Origin of the sequence: Tenacibaculum soleae (assembly GCF_001693415.1) — a bacterium.
In the GTDB taxonomy this organism is placed as follows: domain Bacteria; phylum Bacteroidota; class Bacteroidia; order Flavobacteriales; family Flavobacteriaceae; genus Polaribacter; species Polaribacter soleae.
Genome location: NZ_MAKX01000001.1, coordinates 614,361 through 635,965, shown reverse-complemented (window position 1 = coordinate 635,965; position 21,605 = coordinate 614,361). Strand labels below are relative to the sequence as shown.

25 protein-coding genes are annotated in these 21,605 nt (G+C 30.1%); 11 read left to right on the top strand and 14 right to left on the bottom strand.

Annotated elements, in window-relative coordinates; genetic code table 11:
- Positions 1-68 precede the first annotated feature (68 nt).
- Positions 69-212: a hypothetical protein gene (locus tag BA195_RS14325; RefSeq protein ID WP_176714945.1), complete on the bottom strand. Its 144-nt coding sequence runs from the start codon at positions 210-212 to the stop codon at positions 69-71.
- 121 nt (positions 213-333) lie between these two features.
- Between BA195_RS14325 and BA195_RS02860 the strand changes: the two genes are divergently transcribed.
- The 5 genes from BA195_RS02860 to mgtE all read left to right on the top strand — a co-directional run bounded on the left by BA195_RS02860 (position 334) and on the right by mgtE (position 4,985).
- Entirely contained in the window at positions 334-2,112 is a 1,779-nt protein-coding gene (locus BA195_RS02860; RefSeq protein ID WP_068702243.1) for a tetratricopeptide repeat protein, read from the top strand.
- A gap of 75 nt (positions 2,113-2,187) precedes the next feature.
- Entirely contained in the window at positions 2,188-2,517 is a 330-nt protein-coding gene (locus BA195_RS02855; RefSeq protein WP_068702241.1) for a DUF4286 family protein, read from the top strand.
- A gap of 1 nt (position 2,518) precedes the next feature.
- A complete protein-coding gene (locus BA195_RS02850) occupies positions 2,519-2,713 on the top strand; it encodes a hypothetical protein (protein WP_068702239.1) in 195 nt (64 codons plus the stop codon).
- A gap of 43 nt (positions 2,714-2,756) precedes the next feature.
- On the top strand, positions 2,757-3,560 hold the full coding sequence (gene rsmA, locus BA195_RS02845; RefSeq protein ID WP_068702237.1) for a 16S rRNA (adenine(1518)-N(6)/adenine(1519)-N(6))-dimethyltransferase RsmA: 804 nt from the start codon (positions 2,757-2,759) through the stop codon (positions 3,558-3,560).
- A 75-nt stretch (positions 3,561-3,635) separates the two neighbouring features.
- The gene (gene mgtE, locus BA195_RS02840; RefSeq protein WP_068702235.1) at positions 3,636-4,985 is read left to right on the top strand and encodes a magnesium transporter; all 1,350 of its coding nucleotides are present in this window, start codon (positions 3,636-3,638) and stop codon (positions 4,983-4,985) included.
- On the opposite strand, the gene BA195_RS02835 is transcribed toward mgtE, so the two are convergent.
- Both BA195_RS02835 and BA195_RS02830 read right to left on the bottom strand, forming a co-directional pair.
- The gene (locus BA195_RS02835; RefSeq protein WP_068702232.1) at positions 4,972-5,664 is read right to left on the bottom strand and encodes a LysE family translocator; all 693 of its coding nucleotides are present in this window, start codon (positions 5,662-5,664) and stop codon (positions 4,972-4,974) included. The two genes, mgtE and BA195_RS02835, sit on opposite strands and share 14 nt — an antisense overlap.
- A gap of 174 nt (positions 5,665-5,838) precedes the next feature.
- Positions 5,839-6,888 (bottom strand): ferredoxin--NADP reductase, encoded by a 1,050-nt coding sequence (locus BA195_RS02830; RefSeq protein WP_068702230.1) that lies wholly within the window; start codon positions 6,886-6,888, stop codon positions 5,839-5,841.
- A gap of 145 nt (positions 6,889-7,033) precedes the next feature.
- Between BA195_RS02830 and BA195_RS02825 the strand changes: the two genes are divergently transcribed.
- The 5 genes from BA195_RS02825 (at position 7,034) to BA195_RS02805 (ending at position 10,185) form a co-directional block, all read left to right on the top strand.
- Positions 7,034-7,372: a PadR family transcriptional regulator gene (locus BA195_RS02825; RefSeq protein ID WP_068702228.1), complete on the top strand. Its 339-nt coding sequence runs from the start codon at positions 7,034-7,036 to the stop codon at positions 7,370-7,372.
- A gap of 1 nt (position 7,373) precedes the next feature.
- Entirely contained in the window at positions 7,374-8,042 is a 669-nt protein-coding gene (locus tag BA195_RS02820) for a hypothetical protein (RefSeq protein ID WP_068702226.1), read from the top strand.
- Between the two features lie 140 nt (positions 8,043-8,182).
- Complete coding sequence (locus BA195_RS02815; protein WP_068702224.1) at positions 8,183-8,839, top strand: hypothetical protein; 657 nt, start codon at positions 8,183-8,185, stop codon at positions 8,837-8,839.
- 3 nt (positions 8,840-8,842) lie between these two features.
- Positions 8,843-9,481 (top strand): hypothetical protein, encoded by a 639-nt coding sequence (locus BA195_RS02810; protein WP_068702222.1) that lies wholly within the window; start codon positions 8,843-8,845, stop codon positions 9,479-9,481.
- Positions 9,482-9,486: 5 nt separating this feature from the next.
- The gene (locus BA195_RS02805) at positions 9,487-10,185 is read left to right on the top strand and encodes a hypothetical protein (protein ID WP_068702221.1); all 699 of its coding nucleotides are present in this window, start codon (positions 9,487-9,489) and stop codon (positions 10,183-10,185) included.
- Here the strand turns inward: BA195_RS02805 and rsmI are convergent, their stop codons facing one another.
- Complete coding sequence (rsmI, locus tag BA195_RS02800) at positions 10,186-10,857, bottom strand: 16S rRNA (cytidine(1402)-2'-O)-methyltransferase (protein WP_068702218.1); 672 nt, start codon at positions 10,855-10,857, stop codon at positions 10,186-10,188. It abuts the gene before it with no gap.
- Positions 10,858-11,113: 256 nt separating this feature from the next.
- On the opposite strand from rsmI, the gene dxs reads away from it, so the two are divergent.
- Positions 11,114-12,886, top strand: coding sequence for a 1-deoxy-D-xylulose-5-phosphate synthase (dxs, locus tag BA195_RS02795; protein ID WP_068702216.1), 1,773 nt, complete (start codon positions 11,114-11,116; stop codon positions 12,884-12,886).
- 198 nt (positions 12,887-13,084) lie between these two features.
- Here the strand turns inward: dxs and atpG are convergent, their stop codons facing one another.
- The 10 genes from atpG to porW all read right to left on the bottom strand — a co-directional run bounded on the left by atpG (position 13,085) and on the right by porW (position 21,482).
- On the bottom strand, positions 13,085-13,945 hold the full coding sequence (atpG, locus tag BA195_RS02790) for an ATP synthase F1 subunit gamma (RefSeq protein ID WP_068702214.1): 861 nt from the start codon (positions 13,943-13,945) through the stop codon (positions 13,085-13,087).
- Between the two features lie 69 nt (positions 13,946-14,014).
- Entirely contained in the window at positions 14,015-15,595 is a 1,581-nt protein-coding gene (gene atpA / locus BA195_RS02785) for a F0F1 ATP synthase subunit alpha (RefSeq protein ID WP_068702212.1), read from the bottom strand.
- A gap of 21 nt (positions 15,596-15,616) precedes the next feature.
- The gene (gene atpH, locus BA195_RS02780) at positions 15,617-16,174 is read right to left on the bottom strand and encodes an ATP synthase F1 subunit delta (RefSeq protein ID WP_068702210.1); all 558 of its coding nucleotides are present in this window, start codon (positions 16,172-16,174) and stop codon (positions 15,617-15,619) included.
- An 8-nt stretch (positions 16,175-16,182) separates the two neighbouring features.
- Positions 16,183-16,680: a F0F1 ATP synthase subunit B gene (locus tag BA195_RS02775; protein ID WP_068702208.1), complete on the bottom strand. Its 498-nt coding sequence runs from the start codon at positions 16,678-16,680 to the stop codon at positions 16,183-16,185.
- 89 nt (positions 16,681-16,769) lie between these two features.
- Positions 16,770-16,961: an ATP synthase F0 subunit C gene (atpE, locus tag BA195_RS02770; RefSeq protein ID WP_068702206.1), complete on the bottom strand. Its 192-nt coding sequence runs from the start codon at positions 16,959-16,961 to the stop codon at positions 16,770-16,772.
- A 53-nt stretch (positions 16,962-17,014) separates the two neighbouring features.
- Positions 17,015-18,136 (bottom strand): F0F1 ATP synthase subunit A, encoded by a 1,122-nt coding sequence (gene atpB / locus BA195_RS02765; protein ID WP_068702204.1) that lies wholly within the window; start codon positions 18,134-18,136, stop codon positions 17,015-17,017.
- A gap of 123 nt (positions 18,137-18,259) precedes the next feature.
- Positions 18,260-18,640 (bottom strand): DUF6168 family protein, encoded by a 381-nt coding sequence (locus BA195_RS02760; protein WP_068702202.1) that lies wholly within the window; start codon positions 18,638-18,640, stop codon positions 18,260-18,262.
- On the bottom strand, positions 18,633-18,863 hold the full coding sequence (locus tag BA195_RS02755; protein WP_068702200.1) for an AtpZ/AtpI family protein: 231 nt from the start codon (positions 18,861-18,863) through the stop codon (positions 18,633-18,635). The genes BA195_RS02760 and BA195_RS02755 overlap by 8 nt, the downstream gene beginning before the upstream one ends.
- On the bottom strand, positions 18,832-19,239 hold the full coding sequence (locus BA195_RS02750; protein ID WP_068702198.1) for a bactofilin family protein: 408 nt from the start codon (positions 19,237-19,239) through the stop codon (positions 18,832-18,834). The genes BA195_RS02755 and BA195_RS02750 overlap by 32 nt, the downstream gene beginning before the upstream one ends.
- Before the next feature lie 23 nt (positions 19,240-19,262).
- Entirely contained in the window at positions 19,263-21,482 is a 2,220-nt protein-coding gene (gene porW / locus BA195_RS02745; RefSeq protein WP_068702196.1) for a type IX secretion system periplasmic lipoprotein PorW/SprE, read from the bottom strand.
- Between the last annotated feature and the right edge of the window lie 123 nt (positions 21,483-21,605).

The following is a 21,605-nucleotide window of genomic DNA, read 5'->3' as shown; positions in this document are numbered from 1 at the left end:
AATGCCAAGTTTCAATTAAGAAGCTTGGCATTTTTAGTAATTCACCCTTCAAAATGAATTAATTTTATTTAATTGGCAACAACAGCCACCATTAACCTTTTATATTTATTCATTTCTAATAATGCTTCAAAATACTTTGTTATTTGACCGTTTTTCATAAACTGATCTGCATTATTCTTAGCTATCTGATATTGTATGTTTAAGTTTCTCATAGTATAAATTGTTTGGTCTTGTTATAAGTAAGACAAAGTTCGTGCCAAAATGTTACAAGACTTTCTAAAAAAGGAGCTCTTTTAATACAATTTTAACAATTTTCTTCCCTATTTTTGATAGATGAAAAAAATCATTATCCTATTTAATTTACTCATATTTAGCTTGTTTTGTAACGCGCAACGAAATGAATATATACTTGCTGAAAATTATTATAGAAATAATGAATATGAAAAAGCAATTCAACTTTACAAACAATTAAACAATAAAAATCCTTATAATAACACCTATTTAGTAAGACTTATTACTTGTTATCAAGAAACTGAACAGTTTTTAATTGCCGAAAATTTTTTATCAAAAAAAATAAAAGAAAAACCCGATTTAACCTACCTTAATGTTATAAAAGGGTATAATTATGAGCGCCAACAAAACGATATTGAAGCTACTAAAAATTATCAAATAGCTTTAAAATCATTAAATAAGAAAGGAAAATATGGAAACGTTATTGCCAATCTTTTTAAAAACTACAACAAATTAGATTTTGCAATTGAAGCCTATAATAAAATAATGACTAATAATCCGAAAGCAAATTATGGTTTTCAATTAGCACAAATTCATGGTGAAAAAGGCGATTTCCCTAAAATGTTTGCTTCATACATTAATTTAGTTGATAAAAACGAAAAATATCTTAATAATGTAAAACGTTATACTAGTAAATACATTAATGATGATGCCGAAAATGAAAATAATATTTTATTTAAAAAAGCATTATTACGAAAATCTATCAGTAATCCTAAGGATATTTGGAACGACTTATTAGCTTGGTTATTTGTAAAACAAAAACAATACAACAAAGCCCTTATCCAAAACAAGGCACTACTTGCAAGAAACCCTGATAATTTAGGTAAAATTAATGATTTAGGTAAAATAGCTCTAAAGAATAAAGACTATGAAACTGCAAAGAAGTGTTTTGATCTTATTATTGAGAAAACAAATTATCCAAGAGATAAGTTCAATGCCATAAACAACAACTTAAAAATAGCAATTGATATAAAACAACCTGATGTAGATGAACGTTTTAATTCCATCTTCAAAGAGTATGGAATTAATTCTAAAACTCTTTTTACACAGGTGGAATATGCCAATTACTTAACTTTTACAAAGAACAATCCAAAAGAAGCATCTGCTATTTTAAAAAATGCATTAAACTTTACCAATTCAAAGTTTATAAAAGCTACTATAAAACTTAAACTTGGTGATGTTTTTGTTTATATGGATAAGTTTAACAAGGGGTTAATTTACTTTTCTCAAGTTCAAACACTCTTCAAAAATCATTATATAGGTCAAGAAGCACGTTTTAAAGTTGCACAAACCTCTTATTTTAAAAATGATTTTAAATGGGCAAAAGCACAGCTAAAAGTATTAAAAGGATCAGCAACACAATTAATTGCTAACGACGCGGCAAATTTGTTTTTAACAATTTCAGACAATCAACCAAAAGATAGCATTGCTTCAGGCTTAGAAGAATACGCAAAGGCCGATTTATTAGCCTTCCAAAATAAAAACGAGCAAGCAATTAGTCTTTTAAACGAAGTTATTACAAAGTACAAAGGGCAGCCTATTGAAGACGAAGCTTTGTATAAAAAAGCAACGTTATTGTCAAAATTAAAAAAGTACGATGAAGCAATTTTGAACTATGAAAAAATAATTGCTTTAGATACAAAAGGAATTTATATTGATGATGTATATTATCAATTAGCCGAATTGTATAACATAAAATTAAATAAGCTCGAAAAGGCTAAAGAATACTATCAAAAGATTATTTTTGACCACGCTTCTAGCATCTATTTAATAGATGCTCGTAAAAAGTTTAGAAAACTAAGAGGCGACCTAATTAATTAATCAATGTACCAATAAGTTAGTATAGCAATTATTGCTATATTATATAATTGCTACATCTTTACATTAAATAACAAAATGTATATATACAATGTAACTATAAATATAGACGAAAGCATTCATAACGAATGGTTAATTTGGATGGAAAATCATATTCCTGAAGTTTTAGCAACTGGCCATTTTTTAAGCGCAAAAATGACACAGGTTTTAGTTGAAGAAGAAATGGGTGGCGTAACTTACTCTGTTCAATACACAGCTAAAACTCGTGAAAATTTAGATAACTATTATAAAAATGATGCTGAAAAACTTCGTATTGCGGGCATGCAAAAATTTGCAGATAAAATGTTAGCCTTTCGTACCGAATTAAAAATAGTTAAAGAGTTTTTTCCTACGGTAGCTAGTAATTAACATGAAGGAAAAAATTTATAAAAACAGAAGAATTATTTTATACATAGGTATTATTTTAACTGTTTTAGGAATATTTTTAGCATACTATAGGTACGGAAAAGAACCTTGGGAAACCGTTGGTGGTTTCTTTACAGGTTTCGGAATTGGAGTTGGTCTTTTATCTTTAGGTTTAAAAGATCCTGCAGCAAATCAATAATTATTTAAAACAGTCTTTTTTAATTCTTTTTACACCTTAAACCATGACCGTAAAAGCAAAAAAACATTTAGGACAACATTTTTTAACCGATGAAAACATCGCAAAAAAAATAGCCGATTCGTTAACTGAAAATGGCTATGATAATGTTTTAGAAATTGGTCCAGGAATGGGAGTTTTAACAAAATACTTGTTAGCTAAAAAACCAAAAGTAACAGTAATGGAACTCGATTCTGAATCAGTAGAATATTTACATGATACTTTTCCGTTAGAACACATAAAACTAAACACTACCAAAGATAACTTTACAATTATTGAAGGTGATTTTCTTAAAAAAAACATTGTAGATACTTTTAAACAACAACAAGTTGCTATTATTGGTAATTTCCCTTACAATATTTCAACTCAAATTGTTTTTAAAGCAATTGAAAACAGGGAGTTTGTTCCTGAATTTTCTGGAATGTTTCAAAAGGAAGTAGCTAAAAGAATTGCTGAAAAAGAAGGAAGTAAAGTATACGGAATCATGTCTGTTTTAACACAAGCTTTCTATGATGTTGAATATTTATTTACCGTTCCGCCAACAGTATTTAATCCACCACCAAAGGTAGATTCGGGTGTTATTAGACTTATCAGAAAAGAAAATTACACCTTACCTGTTGATGAAAAGTTATTTTTTAGAGTCGTAAAAACAGCCTTTAATCAACGAAGAAAAATGTTGCGATCTAGTTTAAAATCTTTCAACCTTTCAGATATTTTAAAAGAAGATCCTATTTTTACCATGCGTCCAGAACAACTTTCTGTTGAGCGCTTTATTGAATTAACAAGAAAAATTTCTGAAGACAATAAGTAAAGCTTATTCGAAATAAAATGTAGTATTTTTGAATTTTAATATTCAAATATCGGTTATCCAATAAAATCACAATAGATGGCATTTGAAATCACCCAAGAACTTCTAAATAATGTAACACAGTACATCGAAAATAAAAATAACGATGCGCTTAATCAATTATTTAACGGCATGCACCATGCTGATATTGCTGAAATATTAGACGAATTATCCTTTGATGAAGCCGTTTACATCATCCGTTTATTAGACAGTGAAACCACTGCCGAAGTGTTAATGGATGTTGATGATGATGTTCGAGAAAAAATACTAGAACAACTAACCGCCAAAGAAATTGCGGAAGAAATTGATGAGCTTGACACTGATGATGCTGCCGATGTTATTGCTGAACTTCCTGAAAAAAGGAAAAAAGCTGTAATGCAAGAAATTGAAGATGATGAACATGCCAAAGAAATTGTAGAATTATTACGCTACGACGAAGATTCTGCAGGTGGATTAATGGCTAAAGAATTAGTAAAAGTTAACGAAAACTGGTCGGTGCCTCGTTGTGTAAAAGAAATGCGTATTCAGGCCGAAGAAGTTACCAGAGTACATTCAATTTACGTTATTGATAATAGTGGAAAATTAAAAGGTCGTTTATCTTTAAAAGACTTATTAATGGCTGAGGCTAAAGCAACAATTGCCGATGTATACATACCAAAAGTAGATTTTGTTACTGTTACCGATGAAGCCGAAGACGTTGCTAACATCATGCGTAAATACGATTTAGAAGCCATTCCTGTTGTTGATGAATTAGGAGTTTTGGTTGGACGTATTACCATTGATGATATTGTTGATGTGATAAAGGAAGAAGCTGATAAAGATTACCAATTAGCAGCCGGTATTACACAAGATGTAGAAGCTGATGATACCATTTTAGAACTTACAAGAGCACGTTTGCCTTGGTTATTTTTAGGGTTAATTGGTGGTGTTGGTGCCGCAAGTATTATGGGCTTTTTTGAAGATGCAATATCCGAAAATGCAATTTTATTTATGTTTACACCTTTAATCGCCGCCATGGCAGGTAATGTAGGAGTGCAATCATCAGCAATTATTGTACAGGGTTTAGCAAATGATGATGTTAAAGGTAGTATTACCGATCGATTATTAAAAGAAGTATCATTAGCAATGGTAAACGGATTGGCTTTAGCTATTTTATTGTTCTTCTTTATTTTTGCAACAGAGCAAGATTTAAATGTTGCTACCGCTATTTCTATTTCGCTTTTTGTAGTAATAATTGTAGCCGGTTTAATCGGTACTTTTATTCCGTTATTTCTAGATAAAAGAGGTATTGATCCTGCTATTGCAACAGGGCCTTTTATTACAACGAGTAATGATATTTTTGGAATTCTTATTTACTTTTGGATTGCTAAAATGATTATTGGTTTTTAGCCGAATGTTCAATTTTAACGCTATCTAATAAATCGTCAATTTTTTCTTTAGGAATAAAACCTTTTAGCATTAAAACAGCTCCGAAAACAATTAGTAAAATTCCCATACCTCGTTTTATTCTATAAATAACCAACGGGGTTAATTTACTTTTTAGCTGTTTTGCTAGTAAAATTTTGCCTAAATCGGTAAATGCATATCCTAAAATTACAGTTGCAAAATACCAAAATAAATACCTTGGATTCATGTCATAGGTAGGTCCAACAACAACAATTAAACCTAACCAAAAAGCCAATACTCCAATATTTATAAAGTTTAAAAAGAAACCTTTTAAAAATAATTTAAAATAATTATTACTTTCTGGTAAAGTTACATCAGGTGCTTCGGTTTCCTTTTTATTGTTTTTATCTAAATATGTTATTAAGCCATAAACAATAAGTACCAAGCCTCCAATTAAAAATAATCTAGGATCGTCTTTTATTTTTTCTAACAAACTTCTACTACCAAAATAGGCTATTAACATAAAAGAAATATCTCCTAAAATTACTCCTATATCAAAAGCTATAGCTGCTCTTGCACCTTTTAAAACACTTGTTTTTAATAGCATAAAAAATACTGGCCCAATCATAAAAGCCATAAAAACTCCTACTAAAAAAGCGTTTTTAAAATCGTAAAAATCCATTATTAAATATGTGTTTATGACTATTTGTAATAAATGACAAACTCCATTCGTCAACCTGAACTTGTTTCAGGTTCTCATCACAAATCATTGTTTAGTTATGTAATGAGATTCCGAAATAAATTCGGAATGACGTTAAAAATTATATACTATACAGATGTTAATATATATTAACTACTAAACATCATCAAAATCAACTACTACTTTCGGGGTTGTAGGGTGTGCCATACAGGTTAATATAAACCCTTCTTCTAATTCACCATCAGATAAAATAGAATTTTTAGACATTACCGCTTTTCCTTCAGTAACTTTAGCAATACAACTACTACAAACACCTCCTTGACAAGAATATGGAGCATCTAATTTATTACGCAAAGAAGCCGATAAAATAGTATCGGTTTTTTCCATCGCAAAAGTAGTTTCTTCGTCATCTAATAAAACAGTAATTTCCGATTTTCCATCAGGATAGGTAAGCGGAATTTCTTCAGATGTTGTGCTTGCGGTAAATAACTCAAAATTGATTTGCTCTTCGTTAAATCCGTTTTCTTGTAAAGTTTCAGATACTAAATTAATCATAGCCTCTGGCCCACATAAATAAGCAGCATCAAAAGAAATATCTTTATGAATATCTTTTATAATATCATTTACATTATTTTTATCGATACGCCCTAATTTGGTATTGCTTTTAACCTCTTTACTAAAAATATAATGTAAATTAAATTGCTGTTTATACTGATCTTCTAAAGCATTTAACTCTTCGTAAAAAATAGTAGTTTCTGCCTTTTTATTCCCAAAAATTAATGTAAAAGTTGATGATGGCTCATTTTCTAATACAGCTTTTATCATTGATAAAACAGGTGTAATTCCACTACCTGCAGCAAAAGCAAGGTAATTTTTATCCGCCGTAGGCTCTAATATAAATTTACCCTCAGGTTCAGAAATCTCTAAAATTGTGTTTTCTTTTAGTTTTGTAGTTGCATACGTAGAAAAAACTCCTTTTTCTACCGCCTTAACTGCAACCTTAATTTGATTGGAATTTGGTGAGGCACAAATAGAATAAGCTCTTCTAATTTCTTGATCGTTCAGGGTCGTTTTAATGGTAATATATTGACCTGCAACATAAGTGTATGCTTCTTTTAATTGGGCAGGAACTGTAAATAAAATAGAAACAGCGTCGGCAGTTTCTTTTATTATTTTTTCTATCGTTAGTTTATGAAATGTAGACATTTATTCTTTTTATAAACGCAAAAATAAGCAATAGTAAACGAACCTTTTGTTAGGAATAACATAAAAATAATACCTAAGAATTTTATACATAAGAAAATTATGTATATTTGTATACCTAAGTTTTTTAGGTATAACAGAATTTATTATGGGAAATCAAAAATTATATAAAGGTTCGTTACAAACTATTATTTTAAAGCTATTGGCACAAAATGATAAAATGTACGGATATGAAATTACACAAAAAGTAAAAGAGCTAACCAAAGGGGAATTAAAGATTACCGAAGGCGCTTTGTATCCTGCCTTACATAAATTAGAAGCCGAAGGTTTGTTAGATGTAGAAGTTGCTAAAGTTGGTAATCGTTTACGTAAATATTATAAACTTACCGAAAACGGCACCAAAGAAACCGCTAATAAATTATCAGAAATGCAAGAGTTTTTAAATACAATGCAACAATTGGTGAATCCTAAATTTAGCTTGGAGTAAGATGGAGTTAACCCAAGAACAAACAAAAAAAATTAACGATTTTTTAGAAGGAATTGGTGTTGATTATATTGATATCCGTTACGAAATGGTTGATCATATTGCATCTGAAATTGAAGAAAAAGTAAGTGATACTGATGCTTTTTTTGAAAATCAACGCTTTCAAACCATTTTTGTAAAGTATATGTTGAGTAAAAAAGATGCGTTGCAAAAAAAGTATCAGAAAATAGTTAAAAGAAAATTTTGGACTGATACTAAAAAAATTAGTGTTAATGCTTTTAAGGAAGGTATTAAAGTTAAAAACCTTACTTTTTTAACGCTGTTAATCACATTAACTTATTCACTGAGTTTGTTTAATGTAAAAAACACTCTAATTGTCTTATTTATATTATCCGTTGCTCTTTATTCCTATAATGGTTATACATTACATCGAATTTTTAAAAAATATGGTCATATTAAATTAGTCCAGTCTTATACACTTTTACTTGGTTTTATATCATATATCCCTTTATACATTATAAATAACCCTTTTACTATTTATTCTGAAAAGCATTTTGAATTATGGAAATTATATACACACACAATATTTATTTATTTAGTTTTTTTACTATGTAAAGTACTCCTTAGTCAAAAGAATAAAATTAATGCAAAATATCAATATTTAACAGAATAAATGATATTAAAAAGTCATTCTGAATTTATTTCAGAATCACATCATCATAATAAACAACATGTTATGATGAGAACCTGAAACAAGTTCAGGTTGACGTAGCGCAAGTTATTATAAAATCAAAAAACATTCATTAAGACTATATGCAGATAACTAACGAACAAATACAGCAAATAGATAATCGTTTAAAAAAACGAGGTATTAAATACTGGGATTTACGTATTGAAATGGTAGATCATATAGTTTCTAACATGGAAAGTAATGCTACAACTAATGATTTTAAGGTTGAATTAGAAAAATCACTAAGAAAGTTAAATTGGAATGGAGGTTTATTTGGTGTAAATACTTTAGGCTGGCAAAACGCCAATAGAAAATATAGAAAAGAATATTTTACAGAAATTACAGCTGTTTTTAAGTCATTTAAAAACATAACAATTTATGTACTGTTTTCAATTTTGTTATACATTATTTCGAATTTTATTGCTTTCAATATTTTCGAATTAATAAGCTTAGGATTATTAATATCACCAATGCTTTTTTTCTTTTTTGTTACAGCAAAACAATTATTTAAAAAGTATGGAAGGTCAGTAAACCTAGATTATGGTGTAAGTTATTTTTCTTTTGCTTTTTTAATGATGATGCTTCCTATTCAATTTCTAAAAGATTTATCTACTGAAATTCGAATAACCGCCTTTATAGTATTTATACCTATCTTATTTGTTACTACTTATGCTGGGTATAAAACATACAAAAAAGCACTTACTAGAGTTGAAAATATGAAAAAAGAATTATCTCTATAAACTATGCAACTAACCCAAGAACAAACCAAAAGAATTAACGATTTTTTAGAAGGAATTGGTGTTGAATATATTGATATCCGTTATGAAATGGTTGATCATATTGCTTCCGAAATTGAAGAAAAAGTAAGTGATACTGATGCTTTTTTCGAAAATCAACGCTTTCAAACCGTTTTTGTTAAATACATGTTGAGTAAAAAAGATGCACTGCAAAAAAAATATGAAAAAATTGTAAAAAGAAGATTTTGGGGCGATGTTAAAACGATAAGTAAAGATATTTTAAGGCTTAGTATTTATCCTAAAAACTTAATAATTCTTATTTTAATTCTAACATTAATACCTAACTTAAGTCAATATAATACTGAATATACTCTTTATTTATTGTATGGTTTTTCTTTAGTTATGTTTTTTATAGGCACTTCTTCTTTGAGTAAATTGGTTAAAAAATATGGAAATATAAAATTTGTGCAAACATATATTTCATTATTTACTGGGTTAGCATATATACCAATATGGATAAATAGTATTAATAATAACTGGCTTATATACATTCAAATAACAGCTCTTTACTTAACATTTTTATTGTTTAAAAGTTTTGAGTCGAAAAAAGAAAATATTGAAAATAAGTATAAATATCTAATCTAATAGACATGAAACTTACCGAACAAAACATAGAGCAATTATACAAATTCACACGTCAACATTATGTTGAGCATTACGATGTACAAACCGAATTGGTAGATCATTTAGCTAATGATATTGAGCTTATTTGGGAAGAAAGTCCAACCTTATCTTTTGAGCAAGCTAGAGATATCTCTTTTAAAAAATTCGGGATATTTGGGTTTATGGATGTTGTTGATCAAAAAATAGTACAATTAAATAAAAAGTACTTCAAGCTTATTTTAAGTTTTGTAAAACAATGGTTTATGTTGCCTAAAATTATACTTACGTTTTGTATCGTTGTATTATTTTATTTACTACAACAAATACCAAATGCATATTATATTTATACTGGAATCTTTTTTACAGTTATCCTTTTAGATACTATTAAAATATTTCAGTCAAAAAGAAAAATCAATAAAAAAGTGGCATTAACGGGTAAAAAATGGTTGTTAGAAGACATTTATTTAAAGCAAAGTTTAGGAAACTTAGCGTTAATTATATTTTATACTTATGATTTGTTTTTACCACACGATAATGGTTTTACAGAAATGAATGAATTTAGCCGGTGGTTATCGGCATTTTTAATCGTTTTTACAATGTTGGTTGGGTATATTACATTAATTGTTATTCCAAATAAATCAGAAGAGTTACTTGAAGAACATTATCCTGAATATAAACTTATTTAACTACTTTTTACCATCAACAACAATCACAATTTCGCCTTTGGCGGGTTTTTCCGTATAATATGATAACACTTCTTTTACTGTTCCTCGCTTGGTTTCTTCAAACATTTTTGTCAATTCTCTAGAAACTGATATTTGTCTGTCCTCACCAAAATACTCGCTAAAATTCGTTAAGGTTTTTAATAATTTATGCGGACTCTCATAAAATATCATCGTACGATTTTCTTCTGATAAAAAAGTTAAACGCGTTTGACGTCCTTTTTTTACGGGTAAAAATCCTTCAAAAACAAATTTATCATTCGGTAAACCAGAATTTACCAACGCAGGTACAAAAGCTGTAGCGCCCGGTAAACATTCCACCGCAATATCTTGCTGTACACAAGCACGCGTTAATAAAAATCCAGGATCAGAAATTGCAGGCGTTCCGGCATCAGAAATTAAAGCACAAGTTTCACCATTTTTCAATCTATTTAAAACACCTTCAACCGATTTATGCTCATTATGCATATGATGACTGTACATTTGTGTTGCAATCTCAAAATGCTTTAATAATTTTCCGCTTGTACGCGTATCTTCCGCCAAAATAAAATCCACTTCCTTTAAAATTCTAAGTGCTCTTAAGGTAATATCTTCTAAATTTCCAATAGGTGTTGGTACCAAATACAATTTGCTCATACAGCAAAGCTACAACAAAGTTTTAGTATCTTTTTAAATTTTACAAATGTCATGTAAAAAACTATGGTTTTGTGAGCTTGAGTAATTTTGAGACACAAAAATTGTATCGATGTATAATTAAAAATTCTACATAATTTACTTCTCTATACAAATTTTTATACATTTCAATCTTAAAATTCACTCGAAGTTACAAAATTGACTCTTTTAGCAATGTATTGGTGCTGTTTTGAATTTAAAAAGGTATTACATTTGTACTATGCCAAAAAAGCTATTACAAAATATAAATTTTCCTTCGGATGTAAGGCTATTATCTTCGGATGAATTGCCTTTATTGGCAAAAGAATTACGTGAATTTATTATTGATATAATTGCTACAAAAGAAGGTCATTTAGGTGCAAGTTTAGGGGTAATAGAACTTACCATAGCTTTGCATTATTTGTTCGATACTCCAAACGATCAATTAGTTTGGGATGTTGGTCATCAAGCCTATGGACATAAAATTTTAACTGGTAGAAAAGATGTTTTTCATACCAATCGTCAACTAGGTGGTATTTCAGGGTTTCCAAAAAGAAGCGAAAGCACCTACGATGCTTTTGGGGTTGGGCATTCATCAACTTCAATTTCGGCTGCTTTGGGTATGGCAATTGCGTCTAAACTACAAGGAAACGATAAGCATCATATCGCTATTATTGGTGATGCTTCTATTGCAAGCGGAATGGCTTTTGAAGCTTTAAACCATGCAGGTGATACCAATGCCAACTTATTAGTCATTTTAAACGACAATGCTATTGGAATCGACCCTTCTGTAGGTGCTTTAAAAGATTATTTGACTAGAATTAAAGCAACAAGATCAGATATTGAGCAACATAATATTTTTGAAGCCTTAAACTTTGATTATTCAGGGCCAATTGATGGACATAATTTTGATGAACTTATATCAGAATTAAACCGTTTAAAACAAGTAAAAGGACCTAAATTTTTACATGTAATTACCACCAAAGGAAAAGGCTTACGACAAGCAGAATTAGATCAAGTAAAGTATCATGCACCTGGAAAGTTTGATAAAATTTCTGGCGATGTTTTGCCAAAAGAAGCGAGTAAATTTACTAAGTTTCAAGATGTTTTCGGAAAAACAATTGTTGAACTAACACATAAAAACGATAAAATTGTAGGTATTACACCTGCAATGTTAACCGGAAGCTCATTAAAGCGAATGTTAGATGAATTTCCCGAACGTACTTTTGATGTTGGTATTGCCGAACAACACGCTGTTACATTGGCGGCTGGTATGGCAACCCAAGGAATGATTCCTTTTTGTAATATTTACTCTACCTTTTTACAACGTGCCTATGATCAAATAATTCATGATGTTGCTTTACAAAATTTACCCGTAGTATTTTGTTTAGACAGAGCTGGTTTGGTTGGTGAAGATGGTGCTACGCATCACGGAGTATTTGATTTAGCATATTTAAATTGCATTCCGAACTTATTAATTTTTGCACCTCGCAACGAAATTGAATTGCGAAATATTTTATATACAGCACAATTAGGTTTAAAAAAACCGATAGCAATTCGGTACCCTAGAGGATACGGAAAATTAGAAAATTGGCAACTTCCGTTTAAAAAAATTAAAATAGGTAAAGGAACCTGTTTAAAAGATGGAAACAAACTCGCTATACTTTCTGTTGGCACAATTGCTAATAACGTTTCTGAGGCTACAAATCTGTTAAAAAACAAAGATTCCGTTGCGCATTATGATATGCGTTTTATAAAACCTTTAGATGTTAGTTTACTAAATATTATTTTCAATAAGTTTGATACTATTATCACTATTGAAGATGGAACTATTAAAGGTGGATTTGGTACTAGTATTTTAGAATATGCTGTTGAAAAAAAGTATAAAGGAATAATTAAAGTTTTAGGGATTCCTGATAATTTCTTTCATCATGGAACTATAAAACAACTTCAAGAAATTTGTGGTATTGATGCTAAAGCTATTCAAAAAGAAGTAGAGAAGTTTTTATATTAACAATATACACAATTAAATAACTTAGCCCTGATTGAACGGTTTGTTTGAGCTCTTTTGAAGTATGAAAAAAGCGAGTAGTGAAAGCAGGTTTTAGCTTCAAAGAATAATAAATAACTGTTTTAGAACAAGATTTTAAACATAAAAAAAATCGAATCACTTTCATGATTCGATTTTTAATATAAAATAATTGCTATTTGCTTAATTATTCAATGCTTCTGCACCACCAACAATTTCTAAAATTTCGTTGGTAATAGCAGCCTGACGTGCTTTATTATACGTTAATAATAATTCGTCACGTAATTCAGTTGCATTATCTGTAGCCTTATGCATTGCAGTCATACGAGCACCGTGTTCAGCAGCAAATGAATCGCGAATTGCTTTGTATAATTGTGTTTTTAAAGACTTTGGAATCAATTCTAATACAATTTCTTCTTTAGAAGGCTCAAAGATGTAATCTAAATTTACATTTTCATCGCTTTCTACTGGTTCTATTGGTAAAAATTGCTCTACTTGTGGTATTTGTGTTGCAGCATTTTTAAATTGATTGTAAACAAGCTCTATTTTATCGTAAGAACCATCTACATATAAATCCATTAATTGCTCTGCAATTACTGCTACATTATCAAAGGTTAAGTCATCAAAAATATCATTTCTATTTTCTATAACTTTGTACTCTTTTGATAAAATATCGTGTGCTTTTTTACCAATGGTAAATAAATCAACAGTAACACCATTGTATTTATTATCAATAGTTTTAATAGTTTCTTTAACTATAGATGAGTTAAAACCACCACATAAACCTCTGTTTGAAGTAACGGTAACTAGTAATACTTTATTTACCTCTCTTTGTGTTGAATATGCTCCGCCAGCATTACTATCTAAAGTAGCACTTAAGCTTTGTAATAATTCAGTAAGCTTAGATGAATACGGGCGCATTGCTGTAATTGCATCTTGAGCTTTTTTCAACTTTGCAGCCGATACCATTTTCATGGCAGAGGTAATCTGCATTGTTGATTTAATTGAAGTAATTCTGTTACGTATTTCTTTTAAGTTTGCCATACAAATAGTATTTAGCATTAAGTATTAAGTACTGAGAATACTCTCAATACTTAATACTAAAATCTTTTATTAAGCTGAAAATTTAGCAGATACTTCTGCTGCTGCTGAAGTTAACACATCTGTTACTTCATTAGTTAATTTACCTGCTTTTAAGGTATCTAAAGTATCTCTGTGCTTTGCATTTAAATACTCGATATAATCTCTTTCAAATTCTTTTACCTTGTTTACAGGCACATCTTTTAACAAGTTTTTAGAACCTGCATAGATAATTGCAACCTGATCTTCTACGGTAAAAGGATCGTTTTGTGCTTGCTTTAAAATTTCAACATTACGTTGTCCTTTAGAAATCACATTCATAGTAGCAGCATCTAAATCTGAACCAAACTTAGCAAATGCTTCTAATTCACGATACTGAGCTTGATCTAACTTTAAAGTACCAGATACTTTTTTCATTGATTTAATTTGAGCGTTACCTCCAACACGTGATACTGAAATACCTACGTTAATTGCTGGACGAACTCCTGAATTAAATAAATCTGATTCTAAGAAAATCTGTCCATCAGTAATCGAAATTACGTTTGTTGGAATGTATGCTGAAACGTCTCCTGCTTGTGTTTCAATAATTGGTAATGCAGTTAAAGAACCTCCACCTTTTACGATTCCTTTTAAAGAATCTGGTAAATCGTTCATTTCACCAGCAATTTTATCATCGTTGATAACCTTTGCTGCACGTTCTAATAATCTTGAGTGTAAGTAAAATACATCTCCAGGGTATGCCTCACGTCCCGGTGGTCTTCTTAATAATAAAGATACCTCACGGTAAGCAACTGCTTGTTTAGATAAATCATCATAAACAATTAAAGCTGGTCTACCAGTATCACGGAAATATTCTCCAATTGCAGCTCCTGCAAATGGTGCATATACCTGCATTGGTGCAGGATCAGATGCATTTGCAGCAACGATTGTTGTATATGCTAAAGCTCCTTTTTCTTCTAACATATTAGCAATAGCTGCTACTGTTGAAGCTTTCTGACCGATAGCTACGTAGATACAGTACACTGGTTGCCCTGCATCATAAAATTCTTTTTGATTTAAAATAGTATCAATAGCTACTGTTGATTTACCTGTTTGACGGTCACCAATAATCAACTCACGTTGACCACGACCTACTGGAATCATTGCATCAATAGACTTAATACCTGTTTGCATTGGTTCAGTTACAGGCTCTCTATAAATTACCCCAGGAGCTCTACGCTCTAATGGCATTTCATAAGTTGTTCCTTCAATTGGTCCTTTACCATCAATTGGCTGACCTAATGTATTTACAACACGCCCTACAATTCCTTCTCCAGCTCTTAAAGAAGCAATTCTTTCTGTACGTTTTACAGTTGATCCTTCTCTTACTGATGTAGAAGCTCCTAATAATACAACACCTGCATTATCTTCTTCTAAGTTTAACACGATACCTTCTAATCCGTTATCGAATTCTACTAATTCACCATATTGTACATTAGACAAACCATATACACGAGCAATACCATCACCTACTTGTAATACGGTACCTACTTCATTTAATGAAGCTTTAGACTCGAAATTTGTTAATTGTTCCTTTAAAATTGCTGAAACTTCAGCTGGTTTAATTGCTGCCATCTTATTTCTTTTGATGTATAATTAAATTTGTGGAATGTAATGACTATTGTCAAATTCTCTTCTTAATTCATTAAATTGATTAGAGATACTTGCATCATATTGCACATCTCCAACACGTAAAATAAATCCTCCTATAATATTCGGATTTACTATATTCTCTATACTAGCACTATTTCCTGTAATTTCTACAATCTTAGCTTGTATTTTATCTTCTAAAGTTTTTGTTAAAGCGACTGCGGTAGTAACTTTAGCAATTTGTATTCTTTTATCGTAATCGTAAATAATTGAATATTGCTTTGCAATTGGTGCTAACATTAGCATACGTTTATTTTCTTCTAATAAGTTAAATAAACCTTTTACAATAGTATCTACTTTATCGCCAAAAAGTGCAGTTAAAACCTTGCGTTTATCTGCAGCTTTAATTACAGGGCTTTTAAGCATTGTTTCTAAATCATTACTTCCTGCAATAGTTTCAACGATTAACTTCATATTATCGTTTACTAAAGAGTCATTATTGTTTTCTTTAGCTAAATTTAATATTGCTTTTGCGTAACGTAATGCTGTTCTTGTTCCTTTCATCGGTTGACTTAATTTAAAGTAACGTCTTCTAACATTTCTTCAACAAGTTTTAAATGATTTCCTTGAGAAGTTAATTCTTTTTTAACAACAGATTGAGCGATACCTATTGATAATTCTGCTACGTTCTTTTTTAATTCAGCGACTGCAGCTTGTTGTTCTTGTTTGATTGTTGCTTTGGCGTTTTCAATCATAATAGATGTTTGCTCTTGTGCTTCTTCTTTTGCCTCTGCAATGATACTTTCTTTAATATCACGAGCTTCTTTTAACATTGAATCTCTCTCTGCACGTGCTTCTTTCAATAATTTATCATTATCAGCTTGTAAATTTTGAAGTTCTTTACGAGCGTTTTCAGCTTCGTCTAATGCATTTTGAATACCTTCTTCTCTATCATTTAAAGAGCTTAATATTGGTTTCCAAGCAAATTTTGCCAATAAGAAAATTAATACACTTAAAATTACAAGTTGCATAAAAAACAACCCAACTGAAAAATCGTTAAATATTCCCATTATATTTTATTACTTTTTTGTTTAATTTTTTTTTAAAATACTTCCTGCAACCAATCGTTGCAGGAGTATTAACTTTTTTTCGAATACTATTATCCTAAAAGTAAAGCACCAAATGCTAAACCTTCTAATAATGCACCGATAATAATCATTGCTGTCTGGATTTTCCCAGCTGCTTCTGGTTGACGTGCGATAGCTTCCATTGCACTTCCTCCGATTTTACCTAATCCTAATCCTGCTCCGATTACGATTAAACCTGCTCCTACTAAATTAAGACCTGTCATAATAATTGATTTATATATAAATTAAACAAATTCTCTACTCTAAATAATCATCCTTAATGATGATCATGCTCCTCAACTGCCATACCTATAAACAATGATGATAACATTGTAAATATATATGCTTGTAAGAAGGCTACTAACACTTCAATTAATGTTAAAAATAAGGTTAAAACAAATGAAATTCCGGTTGCTCCCGCAGTTCCAAACTTTGCTTTTAAAATAATCATTAATGCTGCAATACCCATTACTACTGAGTGTCCTGCTGTAATATTTGCAAACAAACGAACTAATAATGAAAATGGTTTTGTAAACATTCCTAACACCTCAATTGGCATTAAAACAATTTTCATAACTGTAGGTACTCCTGGCATCCAAAAAATATGTTTCCAATAATCTTTATTTCCGCTAAACTGAACAATTAGGAAAGTCATTAAAGCTAAACACACCGTCACAGCTATTTGTCCTGTAACGTTAAACCCTAATGGAGTTAACCCTAATAAATTCAAAATCCAAATAAAGAAAAAGACAGTTAACAAGAACCCCATAAATTTACGGTAATGCTTTTCACCAATATTAGGTCTTGCTATTTCATCTCTTACGTAGATAACTAAAGGCTCTAAAACACGAGCAAATCCTGTTGGAATCGGGCCTTTTTTGTATCCTTTTGCTAAAGATCTAAATCCGAAAAGCATTAACAACCCTGCTAAAAACATTCCAAAAATACTTTTAGTGATTGAAAAATCTAAAACTTTGTGTGCATTTGTTGCATGATGAGCCTCATCAAAAGTCACCTCATTAGCTCCTTCGTTTAACTCATAAATTTTACTGTGAATTTTAGTCAATTTAACATCTCCCGCATCTACTATCAATTTTCCGTCATCGTTATGATGAAACTTTGAAGACATAAATGTTTTTAACCCCTTACTTGTCCATACAATTACAGGTAAAGGAAAACCTACATGCACACGCTCGTTTGTATCATTTGTATAAGAAAACAGAGAGAAATCGTGAGAATCTGCCAGGTGATGCTTAATGTAAGCATCAATTTCTTTTTCTGTATTAACTCTTCCACCATCATTTTGCGGATTGCTTTGATCTTTTGAAAAAGATGTTAATGAAGTAAATACTAAGGCTAAAGCCAATATAAACTTGATAGTTTTGTTTGCTACCATCATACCTTGCTAAATATAGTTTTTGGTCTGTAAATTTCGGTGCAAAGGTACACATTTAATTAAAACTACAAACCGTTTTTTTATCTTAGTTTTTTCTTTGTTTTATAAATAACCATCTAAAGTAAACTACTTGTTGTTCAACAGCTTTGAAACAACAATAGCTTCTGTTGCTAGGAATATAAATAAAGGAATCACTAAAGATACCTTTTCTAGCTTTACTAATTTCTCCTCACCAAACACAGTGTCTTGAAATATTAGTAAGAAAAAGCCAATTTTTAACAACATAAAAGCTAAATATCCATAACCAGCTTCATTGGGTAAATTATCTGCTAAAAACTCTAAAGAAACATATATTATAATTGTTGCAATTACGTGGAATATATATATCGAAAGTAATGAATATGGTAAATTTACTTCTTTTAAAGTTAAAACATATTCATGCACACTATAACTCACTAAAAATAAAATAATTACAGTTAAAATTAAATATAAAATTCGTTTAATCATTTTCTTTTGAAATTTTTGATACTTGAATAATTACAGAAAGCATTGCTCCTAAAACAGCAAATAAAGTGCATAATTTCGTATATAACTTATCTTTATTTGAATACAAGAGGTCTAACCATTCTCCGAGTAAGTTACCCAAATAAATGATTAGACCCATTTGAAAAGCAATACCTGTAAACTGAATAAATTTATTAAGCGGTTTTTTCTTTTCTTTTTTGTTCATCTTTATTTAACTCCTTTACAGCGCCCTTCATTGCACATGTTGCATTAAATGATGCTCCAGGCTCTACCGAAAGTTTTCCAATAACAACATCTCCATTAATATTAGCAGATGTTTTTATTGTTAAGGTGTTAGATACCAACAACTCTCCTGAAAATTTACCTTCAACATCGGCATTTTCACACTCTACTTTACCTTTTATAAAACCTGCTTCTCCAATAATAACTCTTCCGTTTGTTTTTATTGTTCCCTCTAAAGTTCCATCAATTCTAAAATCTCCTTCTGAAATGATATCACCCATTATCTGAGTATTTCTTCCTATTATATTTCTTTCTGACACTTTGTTTTCACTAGTTTTTTTGTTTTCTTTACTAAACATAATTTATGGGGAATTTAATTGTATTATTTTTTTAACTGCGCTAATATTTCTTTCGCTTTCACACCCTCTTCTTTATTCGCATAGCCTATTGCTACAAACTCTAAGGCTTTTATATAGGTTTGTTTATCTTTATACTTACCTAAAGATAACGCTTTTAAAAGTGCAAATTTAGGAATCAAAATCGAATTTTTATTTATTTTAGACACACTATCTATCTCACTAACAACCTCTTGAAACTTATGTTGCTTGTATAAATAATAAACCTCTTTGTATTTTTTAGAAACAATATCTTCCTTTTTTTCGGTAATCAGTTTTTCTTTGGGATTCTTAATTATTTGTGCAAATGTAGTTTTTGGGTATTTTGTTAAAATAATTTCTTTATGATAAGTTGCTTTTTTAACATCATTAACACTTATATAAATTTGATATAGGTGATAATTAATTGGCAACTCTAAATCATTATTTAATTGCTCTTTTTGTAATCTTTCTAAATTTTTGATCGCTAAACTACTATTTTTAAATTGCTCTTTATAAATTAAACCTAGTTGATACAAAGCATCATTACGACCTTCTTTTAAATTTCTTATTGTATTTTTATTCGTAGGTATTGCATCTAGATAAGTTGCTAATACATATCGTTTATCTATTATTGGCTTAGTCGTCGCTGCAACACTGCTATTATTTACATTGTTTGATTTATCTGACAACCTCCAATTATCTTCTAACGGACGCGTACCCCAAACTTTTTGAAAATCAGCTTTTCCAAAATCTAAAGCCTGTGTATTATAAAAATACCACTTTCCTTTATTACTACTTACAGATGCTACGCCGCCAAAAGAGTTTCCAAAGTTTTGAGCGTTTAGCAATAATTGTTGTTTAGCTGCGTCGGCTTCTTTAATTTTTTCTATATGATTTTCAAAAAAAGATGTTCTTTCTTCTGATGTCATTGCAACAAGTTTTAAAATACTGTCATTTTTTTTAATCAGGTCTTCATATTTTCTTAAAGTAGTTAATCCTTTGTTTTTTCTTCGGACTCTTCTAATTCGTTTTTCTTGATCAAACTCTTTTGATGTAGCTTGTAAAACACTGTCGTAATAAAAACCTGCCAGTAAATAATCCTGTTTATCAAAGGCAATGTTACCTAAACCTTCGTAAGCATATGTTTTTTGATAATTAGTGTTGTTTTTTGCTAAAATTGATTTTTTAAAATAGGTAGTTGCATTTTCTATTTTATTTCTGCCCACCTCTAAAACTCCCGCCTGATAATAAAGTGCATTTAAAAATTTACGATTATCAGGGTTTCTAATTAGCTTTTTAAGCTTTGCTAAAACAACAATTGATGCCGAATCATTTTCGGTATTCTTAGCCATTTCAATATTTGCTCGTATACGATATTTATAAGGCGCTTTTTTTGTTTCAGCTAATTTATGAAATACCATTCGTGCAGAATCTCTTCGATCTAGCTCGCTATAAATTTGCCCTAAAACAAACATATTACGTGCTGACTGTTCTTTGTTTTTAAATATTTTTGATGCCGCCGTTAAGTGCTCAATAACTTTTTGAATTGTATCGGTTTTTTCATACGCCATTGCCATTGCCGTATGTGCTTGTTCTCTTATACCATCAGGAAGTTCTTCTTCATTTTCTTCAACTTCTAATAAAAACTTTAATGACTCTATTGCTAACTTTTCATTATCTAAACGAATATTTGTTTTAGCTCTCCAAATTTTTGTTTCGTTTATTAGATCTGCATTCGGGTAGTTTACGATAATATAATTAAAAGATTCTATTGCAGGTATAAAGCGTTGCGTGTAATATCTTGATTTTCCTAAAAGTAAATAAGCATCATCTATTTGACTGTTTTTTTCATAACCGTTTATATTCATTGAATGCTTCTGGATAGCTTTAACTGCTTTTTCTTCTGCTTTATCAAATGATGTTAAAACTTCTTCACTATCTTCATCATCATTAAATCCAGTACCAGGTTGTAAAACAGGTGTTGCGATTACATTTTCATCAAAACTAATTGGCTCTATCTGCAAACGTTTCCAAAAGTTATCTTCATGCTTACTTTCAATATCTTCAAGCCCTTTTAAATAAGCTTGCTCACCATTAAAAAGCACATTATACTTGGTTGTTAATGCGTGAAAATTTCGATTTAAAAAAGCATCTTTTTTTACACTACATGCTAACATGACGGTTAAGAAAATACTAAAAACTAAGAATTTAAGTGATTTATTCATATAGTTACACTTTCACTGTACAACAACTATTTTAGTGAGTTTATTGTATGTAAAGGTGTAAAAATAACAATAAAATGGTAATTTTTTACGCACCTCTTTAAATTTAAACTAAAAGTGAATGAT